The following is a 24,125-nucleotide window of genomic DNA, read 5'->3' as shown; positions in this document are numbered from 1 at the left end:
TTTATGAAAATACTCGTCACACCGACATCGTTAAAACCGGAGAAGAACGCTCCGGCCTTAGCCCGGCTCAGCAGCTTCTGCAAAGACCTTGTTTTTAATCCGGCAGGCCGGCCTCTGTCCGAACAGGAACTGCTGCCGCTTCTGAAAGACTGCGACGGTTATCTGGCTGGCCTGGACCAGATAAGCGGCCCCGTTATGGAATGCTGTCCCCGCCTGAAGGCCATCTCCAGATATGGCGCCGGCTATGACCGGGTCGACTTGCCGGCGGCAAAAAAGCTTGGCATAAAGGTAGCCAACACTCCGGGCGCCAACGCGCAGGCCGTTGCGGAACTATCCTTTGCACTCCTGCTGGCGCTCGCGAGAAATATCCCTTACCTCCATAACGAGACAGCTGCCGGCAGCTGGATACGGGCCACCGGAATGGAACTGTACGGCAAAACGCTGGGCATCGTAGGACTTGGAGCCATCGGCCGAAAAGTGGCTTCCTGTTCTGCAGGATTTAAGATGAACGTGCTCGCATATGATCCATACATACAGGAAGATTACTGCCAGGCACACGGCATTATCCCGTCGAGTCTGGACACACTGCTCTCTGAAGCAGATTTTATCACCCTGCATCTTCCGCTGAATAACGATACATATCACCTGATCAACGAACAGTCTCTCACTCTTGTGAAGCCGGGCGCGATACTGGTCAATGCATCCCGCGGAGGTATCATTGATGAAGAAGCCGCTTTCCAGGCTCTCAAAGCAGGCCGGCTCGGCGGGCTCGGGCTGGACGCCTTTGAGCAGGAGCCCCCCGGACAGACGCCCCTCTTCACCCTTCCAAACGTGATCGCCACCCCGCACACCGGAGCCCACACGGCCGAGGCGACCCGCGCAATGGCAGACATGGCAGTAGATAATCTCATCGCCATGCTGGAAGACAGACCATGTTCCTTTGTTTTATAAATGGAGGGGATCGTTGGGGGAATTTGTGGAGATTGCAGTGTACGGCAAAGGAAGGGCGGCAGGGAGCTGCGGCTTCTTCCCTAACAGCTTGGCAAAGCTCCCTCCAACGCCCCCCCATCCCCCTGCCGCCCTTCCTTTGCCTGACATCTCACAAAGCTCAAATTTCTCCAACGTGTGGGATTTCTCCGGGTAGTTACAATGGATTTAATCAAATAAACTTCCCCATTAAAGCAACCTGGGAAATCTCTCCGTTGGGAATGTTTTTGATCTTGGAGATGAACAGGCGGAGAGGCCGGGTGCGCAGGGGTGTGGAAGGGCGTTCGGAGGCGGGTGTGGAAGCCGTTGCTGAAGAGCGAGCCGGAAGCAGACACGGGAATGTTATCACAAATAACATTCCCGAGAGCCTCTGAGGGAGGAAATCCCTTCAGGATTTCATTCCGAATAGGCTCGGTTGTCTGCTTCCGGCTCGCTCTTCAGTTACGGCTTCCCGCCTGCCGGAGCGCTCTTCCACACCCCTGCGCACCCGGCCTCTCCGCCGTCCACCCCCAATCCCCTAAAACATCCCCAACAAAATCCCACTTACGACCACTTCGGGTTATCTGTCACGGCAGGCTTCCCATCTTTTTCTACGAGCAGCTTCCGGTACCCTTTTGTCTCTATCGTTCCGTAGTCGTGGCCTGCATCGGCGCGGAATACGAAGAAGGTAAGAAGCGGCTGTTCCGGGTCTACGTTGACACTTCTGTGTGCGTAGCGCTTCGGTACATAGAGTGCTTTGCCCGGCGTCAGCTCATGCGCCAGCCAGTCGCCCTCCGGACTTTCCATGAGCATATATCCGTGGCCGCCGAGACAATAGTATACTTCTGCTGTATCGAGTATTGTATGGAAGTGACCTTTGGTCATATAATACTCCTCTCCCACTTTGCCCGGATATGTAATGCTGCAGCCAAAAGCCAGGTCTCCCGGATGTTCCGGCACACCCATCTCATGAAATTCGTATACGAGAACGTCTCCCTCTTCCTCCAGCTTTTTTTCGTAAGCCGCGTCGTCAGAAAACATTCCTTTCATCTGACTCAGGTAACGCCTGGAAGTCTTCTTCATCCCGGACATGCCGGTTTTCATATCTAAATCAATTGTGAATCCTCTGATATAGTCAAAGGTCTGTTTATCTACATTAAAATCTGCCATGATTATCTCCTTTCCTTTCTTTTTGGCACATCTTTATGATCACTATTTTCCGAACTTCTCCTGTACTCTGGCCATATGCCGGAAAGGCGTCTGAAGGGTGTCGTGAAGCTCTGAAAATACTTCTTTCATCTCTCTGTATACAGCAAAGTTGTTCCGTTCTGGTTCATACACTTTCTTCACCTTGACGACCGCATCCGCCCCTTCGATCAAGTCTCCGATGATGCCAACCGCATATGCGGCCATAAGAGACACGCCAAGCACACCGCCCTCATCTGCCTGGAGGGTATAGATCGGCTTTTCATATATGTCAGCTTTTATCTGATTCCACAGATCACCCTTTGCGCCGCCTCCGCTGTGGTAGACCGCGTGGATCGAATTGCCGCTGTCTTCAAATACATCCAGTGTCCGTTTAAATTCCAGCGCCACGCCCTCCAGAAGCGCACGGATAAAATGTCCGATCTCCTTATCCATGGACATTCCGATATAGCATCCCCTGGAATCTGCGCTTCCCATCGTACGTTCTCCCATGAGATACGGCAGGAAATAAAGCCCTGAAGAACCTGCCGGAACCTTTTGGGCCAGCCGGCACAGATAAGCATAGTCGTCGATCCCCTGACTGCGTGCCTCATCCCGTTCTTTCTTGCACAGATTGTCGCGCAGGAAGCGGAAGGAGACGCCGGCAGCGTCAATGTTTCCGAACGGGACCCACCCGTCCAGCACATGTCTCAAATTCATGATCCTGCGGTCCATGACCGGCTGATCCGTGTAACCGCAGATAATGCCCCCTGTCCCGGTAATATCGGCTACCGTACCTTTTTTATGCATACCGGATACATACAGCATACTGAGCATGTCCCCGCCGCCGGTGATGACCACAGTCTCTGTACTTAAGCCGGTCTCGGCTGCTGCCTTTTCAGATACATTGCCGACGATGTCATACGCTTTCTGGATGCGGGGAAGCTTCTCCCGGTCGATCCCGAGAACGGCGAGCAGTCTGTCGGACCACTCCCCTGTCTTTTGATCCATCGCAAAAACACCGGCGGCCTCCGAATAATCAGTACACGTCTCACCTGTCATCTTAAAGTTGATAAAATCCTTTGGCGTCAGGAACTTTTCTGCTTTCTCATATACGTCCGGGTCATTTTCTTTCAGCCACTTTATCTTGATCCCGTGCCAGGACGACGTCGGCATATTGGCGGATATACTGTAAAGCTCTTCCGTCATCTCCTCTGCTATCTTATCAGCCAGATAACCGCCTCTTTTGTCACTGTAAAGCTGAATATCGTCCTGGACAATACTGCCGTCCAATCTGACCGGTACGGCCCCGTGCATGTGGGCGCAGCAGCCGAAGGCCGCCACCTCTTTTCCGGATATGCCCGCGTCCGAAAGAAGCTGCTGTATACTCTCCGTCAGAAGCTTCCACCAGGAAGACGCCCGCTGCGTCATCCACATCGGTTTCGGCGTATCCACATACTGTTCTTTTGATACCGCCCTGACAAGTTTCAGTTCCTCATCATACAGGTGGACTTTGATCGACTGTGTACCTATGTCTGCTCCGATAATATATGTTTTCATATAACACGCCTCCGTTCTCTATACGTTTCCTATTTCACACGACTCATTCAGGATCATCATATCTGCGCCGGCCTTTTGAATCTCTTCCACATCCTCTCCCGCACAGAATGGTCCGAATGCCACTGTCTCCAGTTGGTCCGCACCGTACGCCTTAAGCCTTGATACATCCGCGGCCCCGGCTCTCTTTATGTCATACGGCATGAACGCCGTGGATGTCACGATCCCTTTTACATGCTCTTCACAGGCGATCCTGCACATCTTTTCCAGACATTCATCTGTCATCTCCGCGGCTTCTGTGATAAAGTATACCGGTTTCTTCGCGGCCTCCACGCAGAGGCGCATCTCTTCCCTCAAGTTATCCTCATGTCCGCTCATATAATATCCCGCTGCCGCCGTCACAAAATACATATCAGCCACGCCGCTTAACTTCTCACAGTCGAGGATCTCCTGCGCCTTCAGATCCGGAAAAGCTGTGCCCGAAGGATAAGATATACTCACTGCGGTCTTCACTCCTCTGCCTTTGAACCTCTCCCCTGTCTTCATACTGGAGGGACCTATGAGAACCGCGTCCGCCTTATTGTCGATCGCCCTGTAATAAAGGTTCTCACAGTTTTCATCTGATACAGAATAGTTCGGTATATTTGTCAAAATGATTTTCATGTCTATATCCCTCCATATTCTTTTAATTTTTTCACAATAAAATCGTCCGTGATCTCAAGCGCTGCCGCGGTATGTATATTGTTGCACCCCATTTCTCTGTAACGGAGTACGTCGGATAGTGTCCGTATATTTCCGGACGGATGTATGTCAAACCGATTCGGGAACATACGCTTTATCAATGCCACTTCCTCAAACGACACGCCAAGCGCGGCTCCCGGATTTACTTTCACGGACACTGTTCCGGCTTCGTCCAGCGCCCGGCACGTCTCTATGATCTGTGTATCGCTCATGAGCGTGGCCGGTATGACAAGTGCAACTCTGTAAAAATCATTCTGAAACTCATCTACGATCCGGGCCGCCTCTTTCTCCACATCCTTGTATCTCCCTGAAAAAATCGCCTGCCAGTCGAGACATACACATACATCGTCCACCTCCATAGTCCTGAGCCTGTCCAGCGCATGCATCTTGGAATCAGAAACAAGCCGTCCCATAGGATAGGACACTGCGCAGTGCAGACGCACCTTACAGCAGTAGTCAGAGAACAACTCCCGCACCAAAGGTACAAACTGCATCTCCGTGTCAAAAGCCAGCGGCGCCATTCGTGTCTCCTTCAGCTTCTCCACTATCTTGATCACATCGTCCTCGGTCCTCGTAATGCCCTGCAGCCCAAAGTGACACAGCGACAGAAACTCTTTCGCCTCCGCAAATACCCTGTCTGCGATTTTTTTATCCTGTACTGTACTAAAATCAAACATGTCTCCTGTTCCTCCTGTCATCTGGCGGTTTTCTTATTTTTCATCTGATCGATGATAACCGCGATCGTGATAAGCACGCCTGTGCTGATTTCCATAATGAACGAATTGATTCCGAACTGAATCCCTGCATTATCGATCAACGTCATAAGGATCGTCCCAAGGGCTGTTCCCCATACAGAACCTTTTGCCCCTGACAGGGACGCGCCACCTATTACCGACGCTGCTATCGCGTTCATCTCATAACCGGTCCCCGCCGTCGGTACAGCGCTGTTGATCCTGGATGCCAGCATAACACCGGCAACGCCGCACAAAAAACCTGCAATACCGTAAGTCATATATGTAACGCGTCTGATGGAAATACCGCACAGCCTCGCCACTTCCTGCCCGCTGCCAAGAACATACAGATTTCTGCCGAATGTCGTGGAATGCAGAATAAAGAATCCAAGCAGCACGACGATCACCCATATGACGGCCAGTTTTGGAATAAACGCAACCGACTCACTGGCAAATTCACCGAACTTCTTGTCTAACCCGGCGATCGTGCTGGCATTACTGATCACCTTGACAAGCCCGCGCAGAATTGTCATGCTCCCAAGCGTCGCGATAAAAGGAGGCACCTTAAATTCATTGATGATCACCGCGTTATAAAGTCCGCAGATGACAGACACCGCCAATGCAAGAAGGATGGAGACAGATACCGTCATTCCCCATTTCGCCTGTCCCATGGCGACGATCAGTGTGCTCATGCCGCAGATGGCCCCGCAGCTTAGATCAATACCGCCCGTAATAATGATAAATGTGGCGGATATGGAGATGACTCCTATAATGGAACATTGTTTTAAAATATTGGTCAGATTATAATTGGTCAGGAAATTGTCTGTCCCGAATGCCGCCACCAGAAATATGACGACAATTATGATAACCAGAGAAAACTCTGTACGCCTAAGCAGCGTTCCTGCTTTTCCTGTCTTTACTCTATTCATATGATCCCTCCGAACTCCATGTTTATATTACTGCCGACGCCAGACGCAGCACATCTTCTTCTGTGGTAACTTCGATCTCATTTCTATCTAATACACCTGATATTCTTCCTTCCGACATGACGATCATTCTGTCGGAAAGTCCCATAACCTCCGGCAGATAGGACGATATCAAAATAATTCCCTTCCCCTGTGCCGCAAGCAGTTCCATGATCTTGTATATCTCCTGCTTTGCGCCCACATCGACGCCTACCGTCGGTTCATCGAATATGAGGATATCCGGATCCCTGCACAGCAGCTTGGCGATCACGACCTTCTGCTGGTTTCCTCCGGATAAGTTTTCCGCCGACTGCTCAATATCCGGTGTTTTTACTCCTATTTTAGTCTTGTATTCCTCTGCTCTCTCTGCTTCCTTCTTTCGGTTGATCACTCCTGCTCTGCTGATCAGGTCGTAAGAATACATATTCGTATTTACCTTTACACTCAGAGGCAGCGCCAGTCCATCGAGACGGCGGTCCTCTGTCAGAAATCCGATGCCCTTTTGTATGGCATCCTGCGGATTCTTAATGTTTACTTTCTCACCCCGTATGTATATATCGCCGTTGTCTGCCGCGTCCACTCCAAAGACGGCGCGCATTATCTCACTTCTTCCGGCACCGACGAGTCCTGCAAACCCGAGGATCTCCCCTTCATGCAGCTGAAAGTCAATATGCTCAAACCGGCCTTTTGATGTCAGTTCCTCCACCCTCAGCAGTTCTGCTCCTGCCTTTCTGTGTCTGATGTTATAAAGGCTGCCTACCTCACGGCCCACCATGAGAGATACGAGCATGTCCTTGTCCACTTCACTGATCTTCTTCGTATCCACGTACTGTCCGTCCTTCAGGATCGTCACTGTGTCACAGATATCCATCAGCTCTTCCAGACGGTGGGAGATATAGATAACGCTTACCCCCCTCTCTTTCAGCTCTCTGATATACCTGTACAGAATCTCAACTTTATCATTCTCCAGTAAAGCTGTCGGCTCATCAAAGATCACGAGTCTTATATTGTCGTTGACTGATATCTTACTGATAGTGACCATTTCCTGCATTGCAACCGAAAGCTCGCTGATCTTGGCCCCGGGATCTACATTCATCTCAAATTTGTCAATGATCTTCCGGCTCTCTTCGTTCATCAGATTCCAGTCTACAGTCTTAAGTTTTGTTACCGGCAGTCTCCCAAGAAAGTAATTTTCCGCAATACTCAGCTCTCTTGCTATATTGACATGCTGATAATTGGCATGCATTCCGCACTCCTTGCTTTCAGCCACACTCTGAGGTGTCTTCCATGAACCGCCGCAGTTGATGCTCACCGTACCTTCCTCCGGCTTCTCTACTCCCATGATACATTTGATCAACGTGGATTTTCCGGCCCCGTTCTCACCGAGCAGAGCTCTGACTTCACCTTTCCTGACCGCCAGGCTGATATTCTGGAGCGCCTTAACACCCGGATATGATTTGCTGATATTGTCTACTTTTAAAATAATATCTTCTTCCATATGCGCCACCATTCTTTCCTGTACACTCAGGCCGCCGCACAGATGACGGCGGCCTGATACACTTTTTGTCTCTATTTTTTGAGTATCGTCGGATCGAGTAAAGCCTTGCTCTCCTCAGTGTCCATGTTCTCTTTTGTTACCGCCTGTGACGGACAGTTGATATGCTTTTCACTCTCAGAGTTCTCACCGGTCTGTAAGTATTCCACCGCATTCTCAACCGCCTTATATCCCTGGTCATATGGTGTCTGAACAATAATAGCGTAAAGATTTCCTGCCTCCAGCGCCTCGATCTCCAGGCTGTCGGAGTCCACGCCGATACCGAGGATCTTGTTTCCGCTTCCTGCATTTTTAAGTCCGAGTGCAATGCCGTCGCCTGACACATTGTTTCCACCGTAAAGTCCGATCAGTTCATCCCCGTATGTAGAGATCTGTGTCTCCACATTTGACTGTGCATTGTTGACATCATTTTCATTGTAGAGTGTATCAAGACATTCGATGTCAGGCGCGTGTTCTGCCATATAAGCTTTAAATCCGTCCATCCGCTCTTCCAGTGTCTCTACGACAACGGACATGTGCATGCCGATCTTGCCCTTTGGCTCTATATTGTTTGCTTCCAGGCCATCCAGCATAGACTGGGCGGCAGTTTCCCCGATGGTCGTATTGTCACAGTAATAATGCACGCCGTAATAATCTCCATAATCGTTGGAATCGCCTCCTTCAAGCCCCATACTCACAAAGTTGACATAGATTCCCGCATCCTTGGCTTCCTGCGTCTTTGGAACTGTGCCGTCCGGAGCCAGTGTCGCTGTAATAATGGCATCAGGTGAGGATGCAATGACACTTTCATATGCTTTTATATAGGCGTCTGTCTCTGATTCGGAGGCAGGACCGCTCACCGAGAAATTGATCTTAATGCCTTCCTTTTTTTCTATATCAGCGATCGCGTTCCTCATACCGATCTCCGCATACTGCCAATACTCCGATTCTGTCGATGGAGACAGGTAGACGATGTCATACTCTTCTTTATCTTTACCCCCTTCTTTTTCAGAATCTGCCGACTCCTTGTTCCCACAGGCAGCCAGACCGAGAACCATAATACTTGCCAGTACCACTGACAACACTTTTTTCAATTTCATAGTTTTTCCTCCTTTTGATCTTCCGTTTCGTTAAAATGATGACGTTACTATATAGTATTGTTATGACATATTATATTTCTATTTAACCATTTTGTCAATTGTGAACTATATGTTTTTATATGTTTTTTACATTTTGTGCATTTTTACCATATCACATTCTTTCATTCAACTCGATATGCTCCCCGTCAGGGCCTCTGAAGAAGACCCATCTGGAGCCTTTCGGCGGGAAGACATTCAAAGCCTCTGTATAACTGCCTTCCTCAAATATGATCCCCTTCTGTCTTAAATGCTCCATCACCTTGTCCAGATCATGTACTGCTATGGAAATGTGGTCAAACCATCCATCTTCCCTTTTTATAGTATATGGAAACTGTACAAGTTCCAGCATGCACGAACCATTCTGAATAAATTTAACAAGGACTTCTCCTTCCGGAATCTCATTTACTGCTTCGTGGATCAGTTCAAAATCCAGTTTCTCCATGTAAAACTCCAGCGTCCTCTCAATATTATTGACATACAGACCTATGTGAGCCAGGCCGTCCAGCTTTATCTCACCCATATCTTACCTCCATTTAATTTGTCCATATAGCAATTCATCATTATATCGTAATGATATAACATATACAGTATTTTGTAAAGGAAATTCATCTGAATTTCCTTTTTCCATACAACTATATATTCACTTCACAGCGGAACACATTCCGGTCACCCCTGAATCTGGCAATAGAATACTCGATCGGTTTCCCTTCTTTTGTATAAGTTACAGATGTCGTCAGCTGGATCGGGTCGCCCTCCTTGATTCCTAGCAGTTCCGCCTCACTTTCCTCCGCAGAGATGGCTTCCAGCTCCCTGACCGCTTTGACCGGCGTCGTCTCTGCACTTTGATCGAGAAACTCATACAAACCCGTCTTATTCATATCTCTGTCCAGCATGTCCCTGCAGCACATAGGGAGATACGCATCTGCCAGAACATTCGGCTCATCGTTCACAAAACGGAGTCTGCGCAGATGTATCACATCTTCTCCTTCTCTCTGCTGAAGCATCCTGCTCACAAGGTCGTTTGCCTTTATGACCGACAGCTCCAGCACCTTTGTAGTCGTTTTGACATTCTGTGACTGCAGTAAATTATGGGAAGCCCGGATAACATTTGTAAAATCCTGTATCACTCTTTTTTCAGCAACGAAAGTACCCTTACTCTTAATACGGTAAAGCTGCCCTTCCATTACCAGTTCCATAATCGCCTGCCTGGTTGTTGTCCTGCTGATTCCAAATATATCGCTAAGCTCCAGTTCTGTAGGAATCATATCGCCCGGTTTCAGTTTGCCCTCCCTTATCATATCCAGTATTATTTTCTTTAACTGGTAGTACATCGGCACCGGTGTGTTTTTATCGATACTCTCTTTTGAAAACTGATTCATATTTGATATCCTTTCTCTAACTCAACCTTACTCTTTTATATTATTCTATTTTCTTCCAAAAGGCAACGCATATTTGCATTCTATTTCACCTTGCCAATTCCTTTCGGCGGATACTGTTTTATTTTCTTGACCTCCTGCATTTCAAATGATATCATAATGATATAACATAATTACATTTATGACGATAAATCAGATAGGAGTTTTCATATGTTGACTAATGCATCCAAAATTGACAAATCCACACCTGTCCCCCTGTACTTCCAGCTGAAGAAACTGATCATGGAAGAGATCCGAAACGGCACGTATAAAGTGGGCAGTCTTATCCCGACGGAAAAGGAGCTGAGCGATACATTCCAGATCAGCCGCACAACAGTCCGGCAGGCCGTCACTGAACTCGTTCAGGAAGGATGGCTTTACCGGATCAAAAGCAAGGGCACCTTTGTCTCCCAGCCCAAAATAAGCCAGGACTTTATTAAAAAGCTGGAGAGCTTTAACGACCAGATCCTGAGGGCCGGCATGACTCCCAGCACAGAGGTGCTGAAACTTGAGGTACAGAAGGCGGGCGCAAAAACCGCCGCAAGTCTTGAGCTGAAAGGAAAAGATTCTGTCATTTACCTTCACCGCAAGAGACTGGCCAATGATGAACCGATCGTCACGATAGAGACCTTCCTGCCGTACGATGACTGCAGTTTTATACTGTCCCATGACCTGGAAAAAGAACGTCTGTACAGCATCCTGAACGAACGGAAAGAGACGAGTGTCTTCCGTGTTAACAGAATAGTGGAAGCTGTGGAGGCTGACTCCCGGGATGAACAATATCTTGACATAAAAAAGGGCAAGCCTATCCAGTTCTTTACCTCAACCGGCTATAATGCCTACGGCAAACCGATCGAGTATTCCCTGGCCAGATACCGGGGCGACCGCAACAGCTTTGAGATCACAGTCTTTCCCGACAACTCCCGGTAAGAACTACCGGCCGGCATGATACCGTCTCTTCTCTTCGTACATCCTGGCATCTGCCTTCTCTATGAGTTCCCGTATATGCGCCGCACCCTTTCCCGCGTCTGGTGCGGCATAGCCCATGGAGACCGACAGTCTGATCTCCCGGCCGGCATTGTTCTTCTCAATACACCTCCCCAGCAGTCTGCGGCATTCTTCCTCCCCGGCATCTGCCTCTTTCAGAATAACGGCAAACTCGTCTCCTCCGATTCGGTAGTACGTTCCCCGGATCCCGAAAGCTTCTCTGAGACACCGGGCTGCCAATATGAGCAGCTCATCTCCCGCCCTGTGCCCAAACCGGTCGTTCACATCCTTCAGATTGTTGATATCCAGAATAATGACAGCAGCAGCTTCTGGCCGCGGTGCGCTTTCATACACCGCTATATGCTCTTCGTACAGGGTGCGGTTGCCGATCCCCGTCATCATATCTTTGTAAGCCAGTTCTTTCAGCACCGCTGCCCGGGCAGATTCTTTAGAAAACTCCTGAAATTTGAGTGTGGCAAGTATGATGAGAACAGCGAGAAAAATAAAGAAGCCTGTTATAAAAAACTTTTCGTTCTGAATGCCTCCAGTCACATAATAGCTCACAAGAGACATACAGGCAAAACCTGCAAATATGCCGACTCCTGCCAGCACCCATTTCGCATACATGGAATGTCTGTTTCTCGCCTCTTTTAATATAAAATATATGATCGCTGTGATGCTGGCGACCATTACTATATGAGTCAGATATACCATCTTCTTAAAATCTGAAAGCTTAAGTGCATATGCCGCATTCTGCAAAAAGAAATTCACAATGTAACCTGTCACCAGTACACGCAGCGCCCTGCGGCTGTACTCGCATACAAGCTGTACAAACTGAAGCAGAGGCACGGGCATGAGCATAAACACTTCAAAGGACAGTACCATCAGCCCCTGGCTGTTATTAAATATAAGCTGGGGCAGGCCTGAATCGGTAAATACCCACACAGCCGACAGAAGGGCAAACTGCCCAAGGCAGAAAAAGATCCTGGACAGATCGCCTGCTTTTCCTATATACTGCCAAAGCGAAACGGCCAAAATACACATTCCTGTCATAGCAGTCAGCACACAGAATAAAAAGGCCCATAAATTATCGGCCAGTAAGCTGTCCGACAGTTCCCCCGCTGTTGTGAGATATCCCTGCTGCAGCGACGCCTTCCCCATTTTCTCCGTATTCACAAGATGTATCTCCAATTCCCGGCCGCCGGATCCGTCAGGCAGTCTGACCGCACAGTTGAGACGTGCCTCCATATAATAAGGCGAATCTTGATCCATGCCATATGTATAAAGAAGCTTTCCGTTAAGCGTCACTTCTATTTTCTGATACACATTCGGCAGTACGAGCACCGCATTATCCTCTATATCCTCCGGCAGTTTATAATAAAAATATCCTTCTTTTCCGTCCGAACGGCAGGGGTACTCTTTCACTTCCTCTCTCCCGTCTTCTTGAAGAACGCTCACGCCTTTGTCCATATAACGCCTTTCGGCTTTTTCGTAACGTGCGCTGTCTCCCCTTCCTGAACGGCAGGCAAGCACCATAACGACAATAAAGGACATTACAGCAGCGGCAGTCATAAACAGGACAAGCCGTTTTCTTATTTTATTTTCTTTCATGTAAAAGTCCCCTTGCATTTTTATTTCAAGTAATTATTATATCATACTTATACTTCTGATTCACTTAATTTCAGTATCATTACTTAAACTGCCCTGCTCTTTTATCTGGAACATTCCTTTGGAGTAAAAAGCAGGGACGGCAATGCGTCACACATTATCCGTCCCTGTCCGTCATTTATAATACGTTTAATCATCCAGTTCTGCCTTCGCTGACACTCCCTGTCCCGCGTAATATCTTAGCTGCTCTCTCTTTCTGTTTCTGATATAGAAAAGCTCTATAGCAAACGCGGCAAGAAGGATAAGGAAATGCAGGATGCACTGACTCTGTACCGGCGGCGTCTCACCGTTTGCCAGCGGGACATCCTCATCTGCACTCTGGACTGTCTTCTGGTAATCCTCAACCCGGTCTGCCACCTTTTCCGCCAGCGCTGTGACCGGTTCAAAGATCGTCTGTATGACACCGGCAGGCGTCACAGCCCCGTTATCCGAAGCCGGCGCTGAAGGTGAAGCCGGCCCCGCCGGTGAAGATGCCGCTGTACTTGCGCTGGCCGCCTCATATGTCACATTGATAACGTTTTCCTCCGGTTCATCACTGACCTGGATCTCATACACACCGCCGTCCGGCAGTTTATAGCCCCGGCCCTCATATACAACGGTCTCCGGCGCAGGCGCCGCAACGGTAGTGCCGTATTCGGCCTGATCTGTTATACTCTGCGATTCATCCAGGATATTTCCGTAATAATACTGAATTTTATAGTTGTAATCGTTGACCTTAAATGTACCTTCGATCACAATATTTTCCGCAGGCATCTTAAAGTTGAAAGGACGGTCCCATCCGCTGAAACTGCTGCCCCTCCTGAGCGGTTCCGGTACCGGGATGACGGTGCTGCCATATTCATACAGTTCAGGCTGGCTGTATATCTCGCCGTCAACCACATACGTAACCGAGTAACTGTTGATACTGTAACTTCCCTCCACGATAACGTCCCCGGCGGGCATCAAAGCGGGAAGCGCGTCGGTGTTCCAGCCCCCGAACGTGTACCCGGTCTTTGCCGGAGCTTCTTTGAGGTCTCCCGTCTCTTCCCCATACAGATACGTATCCGGCTCACCGATACGCTGTCCGTCCGGCTGCTGATAGATGACCTTATAGCTGTTCCGGTCATAGTACAGCTTTAATACAAGTTCGTCCTCTGCGCTGATCGTTCCTGTCGTCTTGCTGTCCCCTGCGTCCGGATTATAGGTAAATCCTTCAAAATCAGCGGGCACTGCTGTCGTCTCTGTATCGGTCCCGCCGGTCTTGTGCTCAATATCGCTGTCTTCCAGCGTATATCTGCCGTCCAGTCCTTCTTTATAATGCTCTACCCTGTAAGGTGTGTCGCCTCTGGCCACAAAACCACCATATATGACAACATCTTCGTCCGGCATGGCAAAGTCCTGTTTTACATTCCATCCGTCAAAATCATACCCCGCCTTTGCAGGCACTGCCCTGAGGCTGACATTCTCGCCATATTTGTACGTCTCTTTCACTGCGTCTGCTTTTCCGTCGATCTCATAAGTCACTTCGTGAACGTTCCTTTTATAGTATAGCTTCAGTACGAGGCTTTTCAAACCGGTCACCGTACCTTTTGCAACCGTACCTTCGGCGTCCGGGCTGTAAGTAAACCCCGTATATTCTGCCTGTTCTGCCTTCACCTCTGTGCCCGGAGCATACACTTCCCCTTCCACATCACTCTCAAGCTTGTAATTTCCGTCCAGCTGCTCCAGAAAATGCTGCGTGTGGACTTTAAACAGCGCCGGTTCCACCTGAATGTGAATGTCAGCGTCTGGCTCAAAATATACAAAATTAAATCCGTTCGTCACATAGGCGCCAACCTGGCCATTACTGCTCTCTCTTAACTCCGAGATCACGCTCCCCTTTGCAAAAGTTACCGGGTTCCCTCTGTCATCTGTACCGTGCGCCTCACTCAATAAAGTCATCGAAACCGGCATCACCTGGCTCTTCCCCGCTTTCAGCCATACGCCGAAAGAAGTGAAACGGCTGCTGCACCACTGAGAATATTTTGTAAAGTCCAGCCCTGACGCGCCGTTTCCGGTAAGCGTGTACTCATCTCTGTATCCGTCCGCCACATGATATGTCACGTTATATGTGGCTTCTTCTGCCGGTGTCACTTCTATCTGAATATTAGAATCCGCCTTAAAATAGGTATGGCTGTATGGCATGACTACCTTGGCATTTTTGCCGTCCAGCTTCGATATCACTGTTCCCCGTGTATATCTGACCGGATTGCCGTCCATATCAGTTCCTGTCACGTCATTGGCCAGCGTCATCGTGACCGGCATCACAACTGTGCCCGACTTTGTTTTGAGCCAGACTCCAAAGGAAGTCAGTCTCTTCTCACAGCTTATCGCATCTGTCGTATATGATTTCCCGTCGCTGCCCTTCGTGAGCACGTACGCGTTCTGGAACTGGCCCGCAACTTTATACGTGACCGTATAATTTCCGGACGGCGCTTCTAAAGCCCTGTCTTCGGCGGACAAGCTCATCGGACTTACCGCCGGAGCTTCCGCCGCAAAGGAGATCTCGATCACCTTATCTTCCGCTATCTCAGTGATCTCATATACAGATGCTTTCCCTTCCGTGCCGGACGCTGCCAGCGCGTTTCCGTTGGCCTTCACCGTCTCCACCGTATAGCCTTCCTCCGGCGTGACCGTCAGACTTACGGAAGACGCCTCATCTGCCTGTATCTCATAATCCCGGCTCAGGTCTGATTCTGCCGGCACTCCTTTGTTTGTTACTTCCACTTTTCCGAAACCGCCGCCGGACGCCTTGACGGTCACCTTGTACCGGACTGCATCAGCCGTATTATTTTCACCGCCGGCCGGATCCGTGTTCTCCGGCTGTACCGGTTCCGGATCCTGCGGAGTCTGCTGCAGCTGCGCGGACTGCCGGCTGGCGGGCTCTTCCGTCTGCTCTGCCGTCTCTGTCCCGGAGTCTGTCACCTCCACGCTCACGCCGTCTGAAGTAAATGTCTGCTGTTCTTGTCCGCCCGTATTCTCCGGCTGTGCTGCCTGCTGCTCCTGCTCTATCTCGTTCGCCTTAAGTTCACTGCCCATGGAATATACTACATTGGCTCCCAGCAGGGCGACTGCCAGAACGAGAGCAAGCCATCTCTTTAATCTTTTCATAAACTGTTACGCTCCTTATGTTACTGTATATCTAAACTTAACGATTATACTCTACAATATGAAGACAGTTCCGGACTGGAAAAAGGCTCAATAAATAGTAATATTTTCTAAGAAATATACCATTGTATCATCTGCTCTCCCCAAATGACCCCCGCCGTCATTCCTGCACAGAGAAAAGGCCCCAGTGCAAGGACTCCCCTTTTTCCTCTGCGGCCGGACAATACAAGACCTGCTCCCGCGCATCCTGCCAGCAGTATGCCGGCCGCTGCCGCCACGGCTGTGATCTTAACTCCAAGAAACAGGCCGCAGGCGGCCATCAGCTTCACATCTCCTCCGCCAAATGCCCCCGGCACGGCTACGGCAACGACAAGAAACGGCAGGCTGACACACAGGCTCCCGGCCGCCCTTTCCCATACCGGCAGACCCGGCAGCGTGAAGGCCGATATAAACGCCAGTATGACAACAGCCGCACAGTACATATCCGGAATCTCCCGTCGGCCCAAATCTGTAAGTGCCACTGCTGCCAGTATGCAAAAGAAACCGAACATGGTAAGACATGCGCCGGCCTCCTCATACCGGTGCAGGCAGTACAGTGCAGTGATGCCGCCCGTCCCCCGGAATATCCATGTGCAAAGCGGTCTGCTTCCCCGGCCGTTTCCCGGGGAACAGTATCCCGCTATCATGCAGAATGCAGCGGCTCCCGCGGCCGCTGCCGCTATATTGCAGATCAAATGTATTACCAGCTCCTTCTTGACCTCTCCTAAGTTTGTGCATTCCTCTCCGGCTCTCTCAGCGGACACTCCAAAAACAGAGCGTCTACCGCCTCTTCATAGGCCGGGAGCTTCTCCGACTTCCGTATCTTCTTTGCGTATTTCTTACTGTCTGAAAAGAGATGGATCATATAACTCCAGAGCTCTTTCATCTTAAACAGGATGACCTTATCCCCGGAAAGCACCTCCCTGTAACCGCCGTACACCATATCGTGAAATTTCCTTATCCTTTCCATGTCAATGGCAGTTCCATCCTCTGCCATCTCTATCAGCATCGGATTCACGAGAAGCCCTCTCCCGAGCATCACTTTATCTACATTCGCAAACCGCGCGCGAAATACCTTTAAGTCCTCTGTCGTAAATATATCCCCATTATAACATACCGGGCATCTGCTCACTGACAGGGCCTGTGCAAATACACTCAGATCCGGCGTATTTTTGTAGAAATCCTGCTGCGTTCTCGGATGGATGATAAGCTCTTTCAGTGGATATTTGTTATAGATCTCCATCAGCCTTACGAACTCCTGGGGGCTGTCCCTTCCTGTTCTTGTTTTTACCGATATGTCTGTCTCTGTCTTTTCAAACACTTCGTACAGAAAGCGGTCCAGTTCTTCCGGTCTGGCCAGAAACCCTGATCCCCTGTACTTGGATACCACAGTCCTGGACGGACAGCCAAGGTTCAGGTTCACTTCACGGTAGCCATACTCTTTTAATTTCCCTGCCGTCAGGATAAAATCATCTGCCTTGTTCGTGAGAAGCTGGGGAACTACCTTCATTCCTCTGTTGTGTTCCGGAAGTATATCATTCTTCTCCCTGGAACTGAGCTTTCCATGCTGGTTCGGCGCAATGAATGCAGTAAAATACTTGTCTATGCACGGAAACAACGCCTGATACGCACTGCGGTGTATATATCCGGTGATCCCCTCCATGGGGGCAAAATAATAATCCATCGTTCCTCCTTACTTTTCGCGCGCTTTGTCCGCGCGTCGGCATAGACCTATTATACCTGCCAGGCGCACGCTATTCAATACAAGCTTTTATACTTGCGGCAAATAACGGATTAGAATCCAGGTGCCCCCATCCCATGTCCGCCTTGATAAGCTCTGTTTTCTCCGCAGCCGTCCTTCCCGGGTACCGCTTCTGCGTCTGAATGACACACTGTCTCAATCTGTCCAGAAGTTCCCCGCTGCGGTCAAGCACTTTTTTCGTCTCTCTTCCTTCATATACTCTGTCCCATGCGGGGCAGAGGTATTGAATATGCTCCTGCGTCCGCAGCTTTTGAATCGACTGTATGCTCTCCCGTACGTCTGTGATGATCGGCAGATCATCCGGCGCCGGTACTGTATCTCCTGTAAAGATCACCTGCTCCTCTTCAAATACATAAGAGACCGAGCCCGCGCTGTGTCCCGGCGTCTCAACTGCCCGTAATGTCACATCCGGCTCCGGCGAAATAATATGTCCTTGCCAAGCCGCCTCATCCACAGACACAGACTCTCCAGCCAGCGCATAGAAATTCGGGATCGGCCTTTCCTTAAACTGCAAGTCTATATTCTCTATCCATGCTTTCTCCTTCTCAGGCGCATATACCTTACAGCCTGTGATCCGCTTTAAGGCGGCCGCGCTGCCGATATGGTCAGGATGTGCGTGTGTCAGGAACACTGCCGCAACTTCCTCCAGTCTTCTCCCGATCCCTTCCATATACCGCCCGATCTTTGCCTCACAGCCGGCAGTTCCGGTATCTATAAGGTAACACCGCCTGCCGGTTATGAGATAAATATAGACATACCGTTCTATCTTATCGGTCACATTAAAATTAATTCTGATCTGGTGAACATTGTTACATATCTCCATACGTTATCCCTCCACTATGACTGCCCTGCTGTCAACAGAACCTTCTCTCTTTGACGCAATTTTACGATACTCCCCGGACTGGAAACATTTATCCAGACGTTCTTTTGTATCCCACTCAATCACGATAAGGCGCCCTGGCCTCCACTTCTCACCGAGAGGCGTTATTTTATCCGAGCGCACAATGTACCTTCCCCCGTACTGCTCCACGATCGGTCTGACCTCCCGGATATACTCGTCGTAATCACCCCGCCCTTTTTCTTCATCAATATATACCGCAGCAATAAAATATACCATGACTCCTCCTTTTATGCAAGTAATCACTTGCATTAATATTATAAATAATGGTACCCCCAGTTATACCTGAGATACCGGAGATACCATTACTTTTTTAATATTCCTTCGGCAAAAATGCCCACGCTGTTACAGATATACTTCTCTTTTTCTATATGAGTCAGTTTCTCCCCAAATGAAGCGCTTAAAAATACAAATCCAAAATTCAAAGACAGGAACATCATAGCCAGACTCTCACGATCCCCGTCCCTGATCTTTCCCCCGCGGATCATTTTGTCAAAATACGCTGTCAGCACTTTTTTAAATACACGGGGAACTTCCAGTATAGAATCGGACGTATATGGATACAGTTCCGGCGTGCGCAGGCCGATCGACACTTTCACCATGCGGGGAGTCACTTTGCTCATATAGACTTCTGAAAACGATATAAGGTCTCTTACAACATCGCCGCTGTATGAAAAGTCTTCCTCCGACAGACACGGATTCCACTCCGGCAGCTCCATCGCCGACAGCACGATCTCTTTCTTCCCCTTAAACCTGCGGAAAATCGTACATTCATTCACCCCTGCCTCCGCAGCTATGTCCTTCGTCGTCGTAGCAGTGTAGCCCCGCTCCATAATTAAGGTCATGGCAGCAGTGATGATCTTATTTTGAGTTTCGTCCAACCTGTATACCACTCCCTTCCGCTTTTCATGCAAGTATTCACTTGCATCTTATCATCATATTCACAAAGTGTCAACCTGTCTGCCCCATGAAATAAAACTTCCCTGCATTGAGTGTCATATCTTACAAGAATCTTTCCGCCGATTCGATTAAAATCAAAAGCAACGATAACAGCAGCAAAGAAAGGAAAGAAACAATGGAACTGCAAGATCAGAAATGTGTGATGGTAATAGACGAAGCGCTTCCGGCCGGTATCGCGGCAAACACCGCCGGTATCATGGGCATCACTTTGGGAAAGCATATCCCTGAAGCCGTGGGACCCGACGTGACGGACAAAAACGGCAGGGCCCACCTCGGGATCATTGCCGTACCGGTGCCGATACTCAAGGCTTCCAGGGAAAAGATCAAAGAAATAAGAGAACAGCTCTACGCCCCCGAATTCTCAGACTTGACAGTCGTCGACTTCTCAGATGTGGCACAGAGCTGTAACGTATATGATGAATTTATCCAAAAGGCGGCAGACTCGGACGAATTTATTTATTACGGTATTGGAATATGCGGCAGAAAAAAAGCAGTGAACAAACTGACGGGAAACCTCCCGCTGCTCAGATGAGAACCTTTACTTCCAGTCTCTTTACCGCCGGGACAAGCATCCCGCCAAGACTGTTGCCCAAGGTCATGATGAGCAGATAACCCGCCGCTTTTACAGACCATGCCTCTGCCAGCGTAAAATAAAACATATTTGCCACACAGTGCTCAAAACCACAGAGGATAAACACACTGACACAGAGAAATAAGATCAGCGGGTTTCCCTTCTCCCTGAATCCGTCTACGGCGATAAACATGAGAAGGCCGCAGAAAAAAGAGAGAATCAGAATACTGACCGGCCGGTCGTTCAGCTTGATCCTGCAGACGCCGGCCGCCGCTTCCCGGATTCCATCTATCCGTGACAGGAGCACGGCCCGCGCCGCCAGCGCCGCCCCTGCCAGATTCCCTGCCCAGGTGACAAGGAGCAGCATGCCGTACGCCCTTTTATGAGCTTCATTGACAATATATCCTACTTTTCCGGTATAGAGATAGAGACCATTGAGCACAACCGCATATAATCCAACCGTAAACAGCAGAGAACCTGCTGTTTTATTTTCCATGGACAGATAGACGATTCCCCCGACTCCGATAAAAAGTCCGGCCCCTGCCGCAAGAAAAAATATTTTAATGTAGCGCTTCATATTTTCACCCGTTTCCCGAACGTATCCTAACAGCCTTCATTCAGACAGCGCGCGCCTTTTATGACATGCTTCGCCAGCACGGAGGATGTCACACTGCCGACGCCTCTCGGAACGGGACTGATATGAGATGCCTTCTCCTGTACACTGTCAAAGTCCACATCACCGCACAGATTTCCCTCTTCGTCTACATTGATCCCCACATCTACCACGACCGCGCCGTCGCCGACCATATCTCCGGTGACCATTCTCGCCTTTCCCGCGGCGGCGACAAGGATCTGCGCGTCCCTGCACGTCTTTGACAGTTCTACTGTTCTCGTGTGGCACACCGTGACCGTGGCATGTCTTTTCAGCAGCAACATAGACAGCGGTTTCCCAACGACCATGCTCCTTCCGATGACTGTCACTCTTTTTCCTTTGAGGCTTATCTTATAATGATCGAGCATTTCCATGACAGCTTCCGGTGTACACGGCGCATATCCGCTCTCGTCCCCTGAGAACACTTTCGCAATATTCACCGGACTCATACAGTCTGCGTCTTTGAGCGGGTGGATCATCGCCCTGACCGGCTCTTCGTCAAGGTGGGGCGGAAGCGGACGAAACAGCAGGATACCGTGTATGCGCGGATCGTCATTCACGCCGCGAAATGCCTCCTCAAAGGCCTCCTGGGTAATGTCTTCCGGGAGTTCCGTCACTTCACATCTGATCCCGATACTCTCCATTCTCTTTCTGGCCCCCCGCTCGTAAGCCATATCATCCGGTCTTTCCCCGACACGTACAATACCGAGGCACGGATGGATCCCTTTTTCCTTCAGATCCTCTGTTTCCTTTATCAGGCCTTCTTTCATAGCGGCCGCAACATCGGCGCCTTTCATCAATGTGTCCATATCCCTTCCTCCTGCTTCTAGCGGATGTGATCCAGCACGCCGCCGTATACTTTCTCCTTCAGAAGCCTTCCTTCGCGGATCATGCGGTCGGCCTCGCCGTTTAGTTCTGCCGCCCGCTTCTCATCTTTCATCAGCTTTGTGTTGATGAAAACATTCAAAGAGGCTCCTTCCAGAGCTGCCCCGGCAAATAAAATGCCAACCCCAACGTCACTTATGGCGATACGGCTGCCCTTCTCGCCTAGCGCCTCCAGCAGTTCCATAACGCGCAGCACCGTTTCCATGATCTCAAGCGGCACGACACTGGCTTCATAGAGCGCCTGCTCAAGCACTCCTGCCTTCTCTTCCCTCTGTTCCGGCGTGTCTTTTGGCAGTCCATAGGCTCTGGAGAGCGGCTCAAAGGCTTCGGCGTCCCGGTCGGTCAATTCCGCAAGACGTTCCCTGTATGCCCTGAGCTTTTCTCTGACTTCGATGACCTCCGCTTCTACATCCGCATATTTTTTCTTTCCGACCGTAAGGTTCGCAACCATCATTCCGAGCGCCGCACCCATGGCGCCCGCGGCGGCGGATGCCCCGCCTCCGCCCGGCACCGGTTCGGAAGATGACAGTGCTTCGAGAAATTCAGTTGTCTTCATTTCCAGCATCAAACTTATCATCCCCTCCTTAAAACAATCCGGATATCACACCGTTTTCATCCACATCTATCTTCTCTGCGGACGGCACTTTCGGCAGGCCAGGCATCTTCATGATATCGCCCGTCAGAGCGACGAGGAAACCGGCGCCTGCAGAGGCGGCAACATCGCGGATCGTGATCCTGAATCCTTCCGGCCGTCCAAGTTTCTTTGGATCATCGGTCAGGGAGTATTGATTTTTCGCCATGCAGATCGGAAGCCCGCCAAGTCCGATACTCTCCAGATTCTTTATCTCTTTGAGCGCCTTCGGCGTATAATCCACTCCGTCCGCGCCGTATACTTTCCCGGCAATGGCTTCTATTTTTTCCTGCACGCCCGCATCTGTATCATATACGAACTTCATTGTACTTTCTCCCTCACAGAGACGGATCACTTCCCCGGCCAGTTCCCGGCCTCCCGCGCCGCCTTCTGCCCATACGTCGGAGAGCGCCACATTTACCCCGAGCTCTCTGCATTTTTCCCGCACGAGGTCAAGTTCAGCCTCTGTGTCTGCCGGGAATTTGTTGATCGCCACAACGGCAGGCAATCCATATACTTTTGTAATATTTTCTATGTGCTTTAACAGATTCGGCAGTCCTTTTTCTAGCGCCACCAGATTTTCTTCCTGCAGATCTGCTTTCGCCACGCCGCCGTTATATTTCAATGCCTTTATTGTGGCCACTAAGATGACGGCGTTCGGGCGAAGCCCGGACATCCTGCATTTGATGTCCACGAACTTTTCAGCGCCCAGATCTGCGCCAAAGCCGGCTTCCGTCACCATATAGTCCGCCAGTTTCATGCCCATCCTCGTCGCGATCACACTGTTGCAGCCATGGGCAATATTCGCAAACGGTCCCCCGTGGATAAACGCAGGCGTCCCTTCCAGCGTCTGTACGAGATTCGGCTTCAGGGCGTCCTTCAAAAGAGCCGCGACGGCCCCCTGTGCGTTCAGGTCCCCGGCTGTCACAGGCTTTCCGCTCCTGGAGTATGCCACGATGATTCTGGACACCCGCTCTTTCAAATCCGTGATGTCCTTTGCAAGACAGAACACCGCCATGATCTCAGAGGCTACTGTGATATCAAAACCATCCTGCCTCGTCACCCCGTCCGCCTTTGATCCGAGACCGTCCACAATACTGCGGAGCTGGCGGTCATTCATATCCACACACCGCCGCCACGTAACCTTGTTCGTGTCGATATCAAGCGCATTGCCCTGATGGATATGGTTATCCAGCATAGCGGCGATCAGATTATTGGCAGTCCCGATCGCGTGCAGGTCTCCTGTGAAGTGAAGATTGATATCTTCCATCGGCACGACCTGGGCATAACCGCCGCCTGCCGCTCCGCCTTTTACCCCAAATACAGGACCAAGAGACGGTTCTCTTAAAGCTACCATCGTCTTTTTGCCGAGGCGGTTCATGGCGTCTGCCACACCGATGGTCGTTGTCGTCTTCCCTTCTCCCGCGGGAGTCGGATTGATCGCGGTGACGAGGATCAGTTTTGCGTCCGGACGCTCTGCCAGTTCATCTGTGTAATAACGATAGTCGATCTTCGCCTTATATTTTCCGTAATTCTCCACATACCTGTCCGGAATTCCGATAGAAGAGGCAATATCGTTGATCACCTTCATCTCTGCTCCCTGGGCAATCTCTATATCACTTTTAAATCCCATTTTTCAACCCTTACATCTTCCAGCCGATGTATTTTCCTTTCCTGACTGCTTTGCCAGACAGCTGCCCTTCCCGGCATCCG

General features: G+C 50.0%; 24 protein-coding genes. 4 read left to right on the top strand and 20 right to left on the bottom strand.

Features of this window, described 5'->3' with window-relative positions:
• The first annotated feature begins 3 nt into the window (after positions 1–3).
• Positions 4–951: a phosphoglycerate dehydrogenase gene (locus tag LAJLEIBI_RS06555; protein WP_006443839.1), complete on the top strand. Its 948-nt coding sequence runs from the start codon at positions 4–6 to the stop codon at positions 949–951.
• A 275-nt stretch (positions 952–1,226) separates the two neighbouring features.
• Positions 1,227–1,361, top strand: coding sequence for a hypothetical protein (locus LAJLEIBI_RS18670; RefSeq protein ID WP_279232024.1), 135 nt, complete (start codon positions 1,227–1,229; stop codon positions 1,359–1,361).
• 169 nt (positions 1,362–1,530) lie between these two features.
• On the opposite strand, the gene LAJLEIBI_RS06550 is transcribed toward LAJLEIBI_RS18670, so the two are convergent.
• The 9 genes from LAJLEIBI_RS06550 to LAJLEIBI_RS06510 all read right to left on the bottom strand — a co-directional run bounded on the left by LAJLEIBI_RS06550 (position 1,531) and on the right by LAJLEIBI_RS06510 (position 10,197).
• Complete coding sequence (locus tag LAJLEIBI_RS06550; protein WP_006443837.1) at positions 1,531–2,136, bottom strand: glucose-6-phosphate isomerase family protein; 606 nt, start codon at positions 2,134–2,136, stop codon at positions 1,531–1,533.
• Between the two features lie 42 nt (positions 2,137–2,178).
• Complete coding sequence (locus LAJLEIBI_RS06545) at positions 2,179–3,711, bottom strand: xylulokinase (protein WP_149301908.1); 1,533 nt, start codon at positions 3,709–3,711, stop codon at positions 2,179–2,181.
• Positions 3,712–3,729: 18 nt separating this feature from the next.
• On the bottom strand, positions 3,730–4,371 hold the full coding sequence (locus LAJLEIBI_RS06540; protein WP_006443735.1) for a beta/alpha barrel domain-containing protein: 642 nt from the start codon (positions 4,369–4,371) through the stop codon (positions 3,730–3,732).
• Between the two features lie 2 nt (positions 4,372–4,373).
• On the bottom strand, positions 4,374–5,126 hold the full coding sequence (locus LAJLEIBI_RS06535; RefSeq protein ID WP_147570379.1) for a hypothetical protein: 753 nt from the start codon (positions 5,124–5,126) through the stop codon (positions 4,374–4,376).
• A gap of 17 nt (positions 5,127–5,143) precedes the next feature.
• Positions 5,144–6,109, bottom strand: coding sequence for an ABC transporter permease (locus tag LAJLEIBI_RS06530; RefSeq protein ID WP_006443733.1), 966 nt, complete (start codon positions 6,107–6,109; stop codon positions 5,144–5,146).
• A gap of 22 nt (positions 6,110–6,131) precedes the next feature.
• Positions 6,132–7,643, bottom strand: coding sequence for a sugar ABC transporter ATP-binding protein (locus LAJLEIBI_RS06525; protein WP_050765551.1), 1,512 nt, complete (start codon positions 7,641–7,643; stop codon positions 6,132–6,134).
• Between the two features lie 71 nt (positions 7,644–7,714).
• Positions 7,715–8,779, bottom strand: coding sequence for a substrate-binding domain-containing protein (locus LAJLEIBI_RS06520; RefSeq protein WP_006443731.1), 1,065 nt, complete (start codon positions 8,777–8,779; stop codon positions 7,715–7,717).
• Positions 8,780–8,930: 151 nt separating this feature from the next.
• Positions 8,931–9,338 carry a VOC family protein gene (locus tag LAJLEIBI_RS06515; RefSeq protein ID WP_006443730.1) on the bottom strand — a complete coding sequence of 136 codons (408 nt, stop codon included), beginning with the start codon at positions 9,336–9,338 and terminating at the stop codon, positions 8,931–8,933.
• A 112-nt stretch (positions 9,339–9,450) separates the two neighbouring features.
• Positions 9,451–10,197 (bottom strand): GntR family transcriptional regulator, encoded by a 747-nt coding sequence (locus LAJLEIBI_RS06510; protein ID WP_006443729.1) that lies wholly within the window; start codon positions 10,195–10,197, stop codon positions 9,451–9,453.
• A gap of 207 nt (positions 10,198–10,404) precedes the next feature.
• Here LAJLEIBI_RS06510 and LAJLEIBI_RS06505 point away from each other — a divergent pair, with 207 nt between their 5' ends.
• Entirely contained in the window at positions 10,405–11,163 is a 759-nt protein-coding gene (locus tag LAJLEIBI_RS06505; RefSeq protein ID WP_006443728.1) for a GntR family transcriptional regulator, read from the top strand.
• Positions 11,164–11,166: 3 nt separating this feature from the next.
• Here the strand turns inward: LAJLEIBI_RS06505 and LAJLEIBI_RS06500 are convergent, their stop codons facing one another.
• From LAJLEIBI_RS06500 to LAJLEIBI_RS06470, 7 genes are all read right to left on the bottom strand, one after another.
• Positions 11,167–12,831, bottom strand: coding sequence for a sensor domain-containing diguanylate cyclase (locus LAJLEIBI_RS06500; protein WP_040435155.1), 1,665 nt, complete (start codon positions 12,829–12,831; stop codon positions 11,167–11,169).
• Between the two features lie 186 nt (positions 12,832–13,017).
• A complete protein-coding gene (locus LAJLEIBI_RS06495) occupies positions 13,018–16,017 on the bottom strand; it encodes an InlB B-repeat-containing protein (protein ID WP_006443726.1) in 3,000 nt (999 codons plus the stop codon).
• A gap of 107 nt (positions 16,018–16,124) precedes the next feature.
• Positions 16,125–16,748: a prepilin peptidase gene (locus LAJLEIBI_RS06490; RefSeq protein WP_147570376.1), complete on the bottom strand. Its 624-nt coding sequence runs from the start codon at positions 16,746–16,748 to the stop codon at positions 16,125–16,127.
• A gap of 29 nt (positions 16,749–16,777) precedes the next feature.
• Positions 16,778–17,737, bottom strand: coding sequence for a tRNA dihydrouridine synthase (locus LAJLEIBI_RS06485; RefSeq protein ID WP_006443724.1), 960 nt, complete (start codon positions 17,735–17,737; stop codon positions 16,778–16,780).
• 70 nt (positions 17,738–17,807) lie between these two features.
• Entirely contained in the window at positions 17,808–18,638 is an 831-nt protein-coding gene (locus LAJLEIBI_RS06480; protein WP_006443723.1) for an MBL fold metallo-hydrolase, read from the bottom strand.
• A gap of 3 nt (positions 18,639–18,641) precedes the next feature.
• The gene (locus tag LAJLEIBI_RS06475) at positions 18,642–18,932 is read right to left on the bottom strand and encodes a DUF1330 domain-containing protein (RefSeq protein WP_040435154.1); all 291 of its coding nucleotides are present in this window, start codon (positions 18,930–18,932) and stop codon (positions 18,642–18,644) included.
• Between the two features lie 86 nt (positions 18,933–19,018).
• Positions 19,019–19,594, bottom strand: coding sequence for a TetR/AcrR family transcriptional regulator (locus LAJLEIBI_RS06470; RefSeq protein WP_040435153.1), 576 nt, complete (start codon positions 19,592–19,594; stop codon positions 19,019–19,021).
• A gap of 194 nt (positions 19,595–19,788) precedes the next feature.
• Here LAJLEIBI_RS06470 and LAJLEIBI_RS06465 point away from each other — a divergent pair, with 194 nt between their 5' ends.
• Complete coding sequence (locus tag LAJLEIBI_RS06465) at positions 19,789–20,205, top strand: DUF2000 domain-containing protein (protein WP_040435152.1); 417 nt, start codon at positions 19,789–19,791, stop codon at positions 20,203–20,205.
• Here the strand turns inward: LAJLEIBI_RS06465 and LAJLEIBI_RS06460 are convergent.
• Genes LAJLEIBI_RS06460 through LAJLEIBI_RS06445 form a run of 4 tightly spaced genes read right to left on the bottom strand, consistent with a single transcriptional unit; the run spans position 20,198 to position 24,045 of the window.
• On the bottom strand, positions 20,198–20,821 hold the full coding sequence (locus LAJLEIBI_RS06460; RefSeq protein ID WP_006443719.1) for a formate/nitrite transporter family protein: 624 nt from the start codon (positions 20,819–20,821) through the stop codon (positions 20,198–20,200). The genes LAJLEIBI_RS06465 and LAJLEIBI_RS06460 overlap by 8 nt on opposite strands.
• Before the next feature lie 26 nt (positions 20,822–20,847).
• Positions 20,848–21,705: a bifunctional 5,10-methylenetetrahydrofolate dehydrogenase/5,10-methenyltetrahydrofolate cyclohydrolase gene (locus LAJLEIBI_RS06455; RefSeq protein ID WP_006443718.1), complete on the bottom strand. Its 858-nt coding sequence runs from the start codon at positions 21,703–21,705 to the stop codon at positions 20,848–20,850.
• 17 nt (positions 21,706–21,722) lie between these two features.
• A complete protein-coding gene (locus tag LAJLEIBI_RS06450; protein ID WP_006443717.1) occupies positions 21,723–22,358 on the bottom strand; it encodes a cyclodeaminase/cyclohydrolase family protein in 636 nt (211 codons plus the stop codon).
• A 7-nt stretch (positions 22,359–22,365) separates the two neighbouring features.
• A complete protein-coding gene (locus LAJLEIBI_RS06445; RefSeq protein ID WP_149301907.1) occupies positions 22,366–24,045 on the bottom strand; it encodes a formate--tetrahydrofolate ligase in 1,680 nt (559 codons plus the stop codon).
• Positions 24,046–24,125: the final 80 nt, after the last annotated feature.

This window comes from [Clostridium] hylemonae DSM 15053, from assembly GCF_008281175.1.
In the GTDB taxonomy this organism is placed as follows: Bacteria; Bacillota; Clostridia; order Lachnospirales; family Lachnospiraceae; genus Extibacter; species Extibacter hylemonae.
The sequence above is the reverse complement of the archived record's forward strand: the minus strand, read 5'-3'. Positions and strand labels throughout refer to the sequence as shown.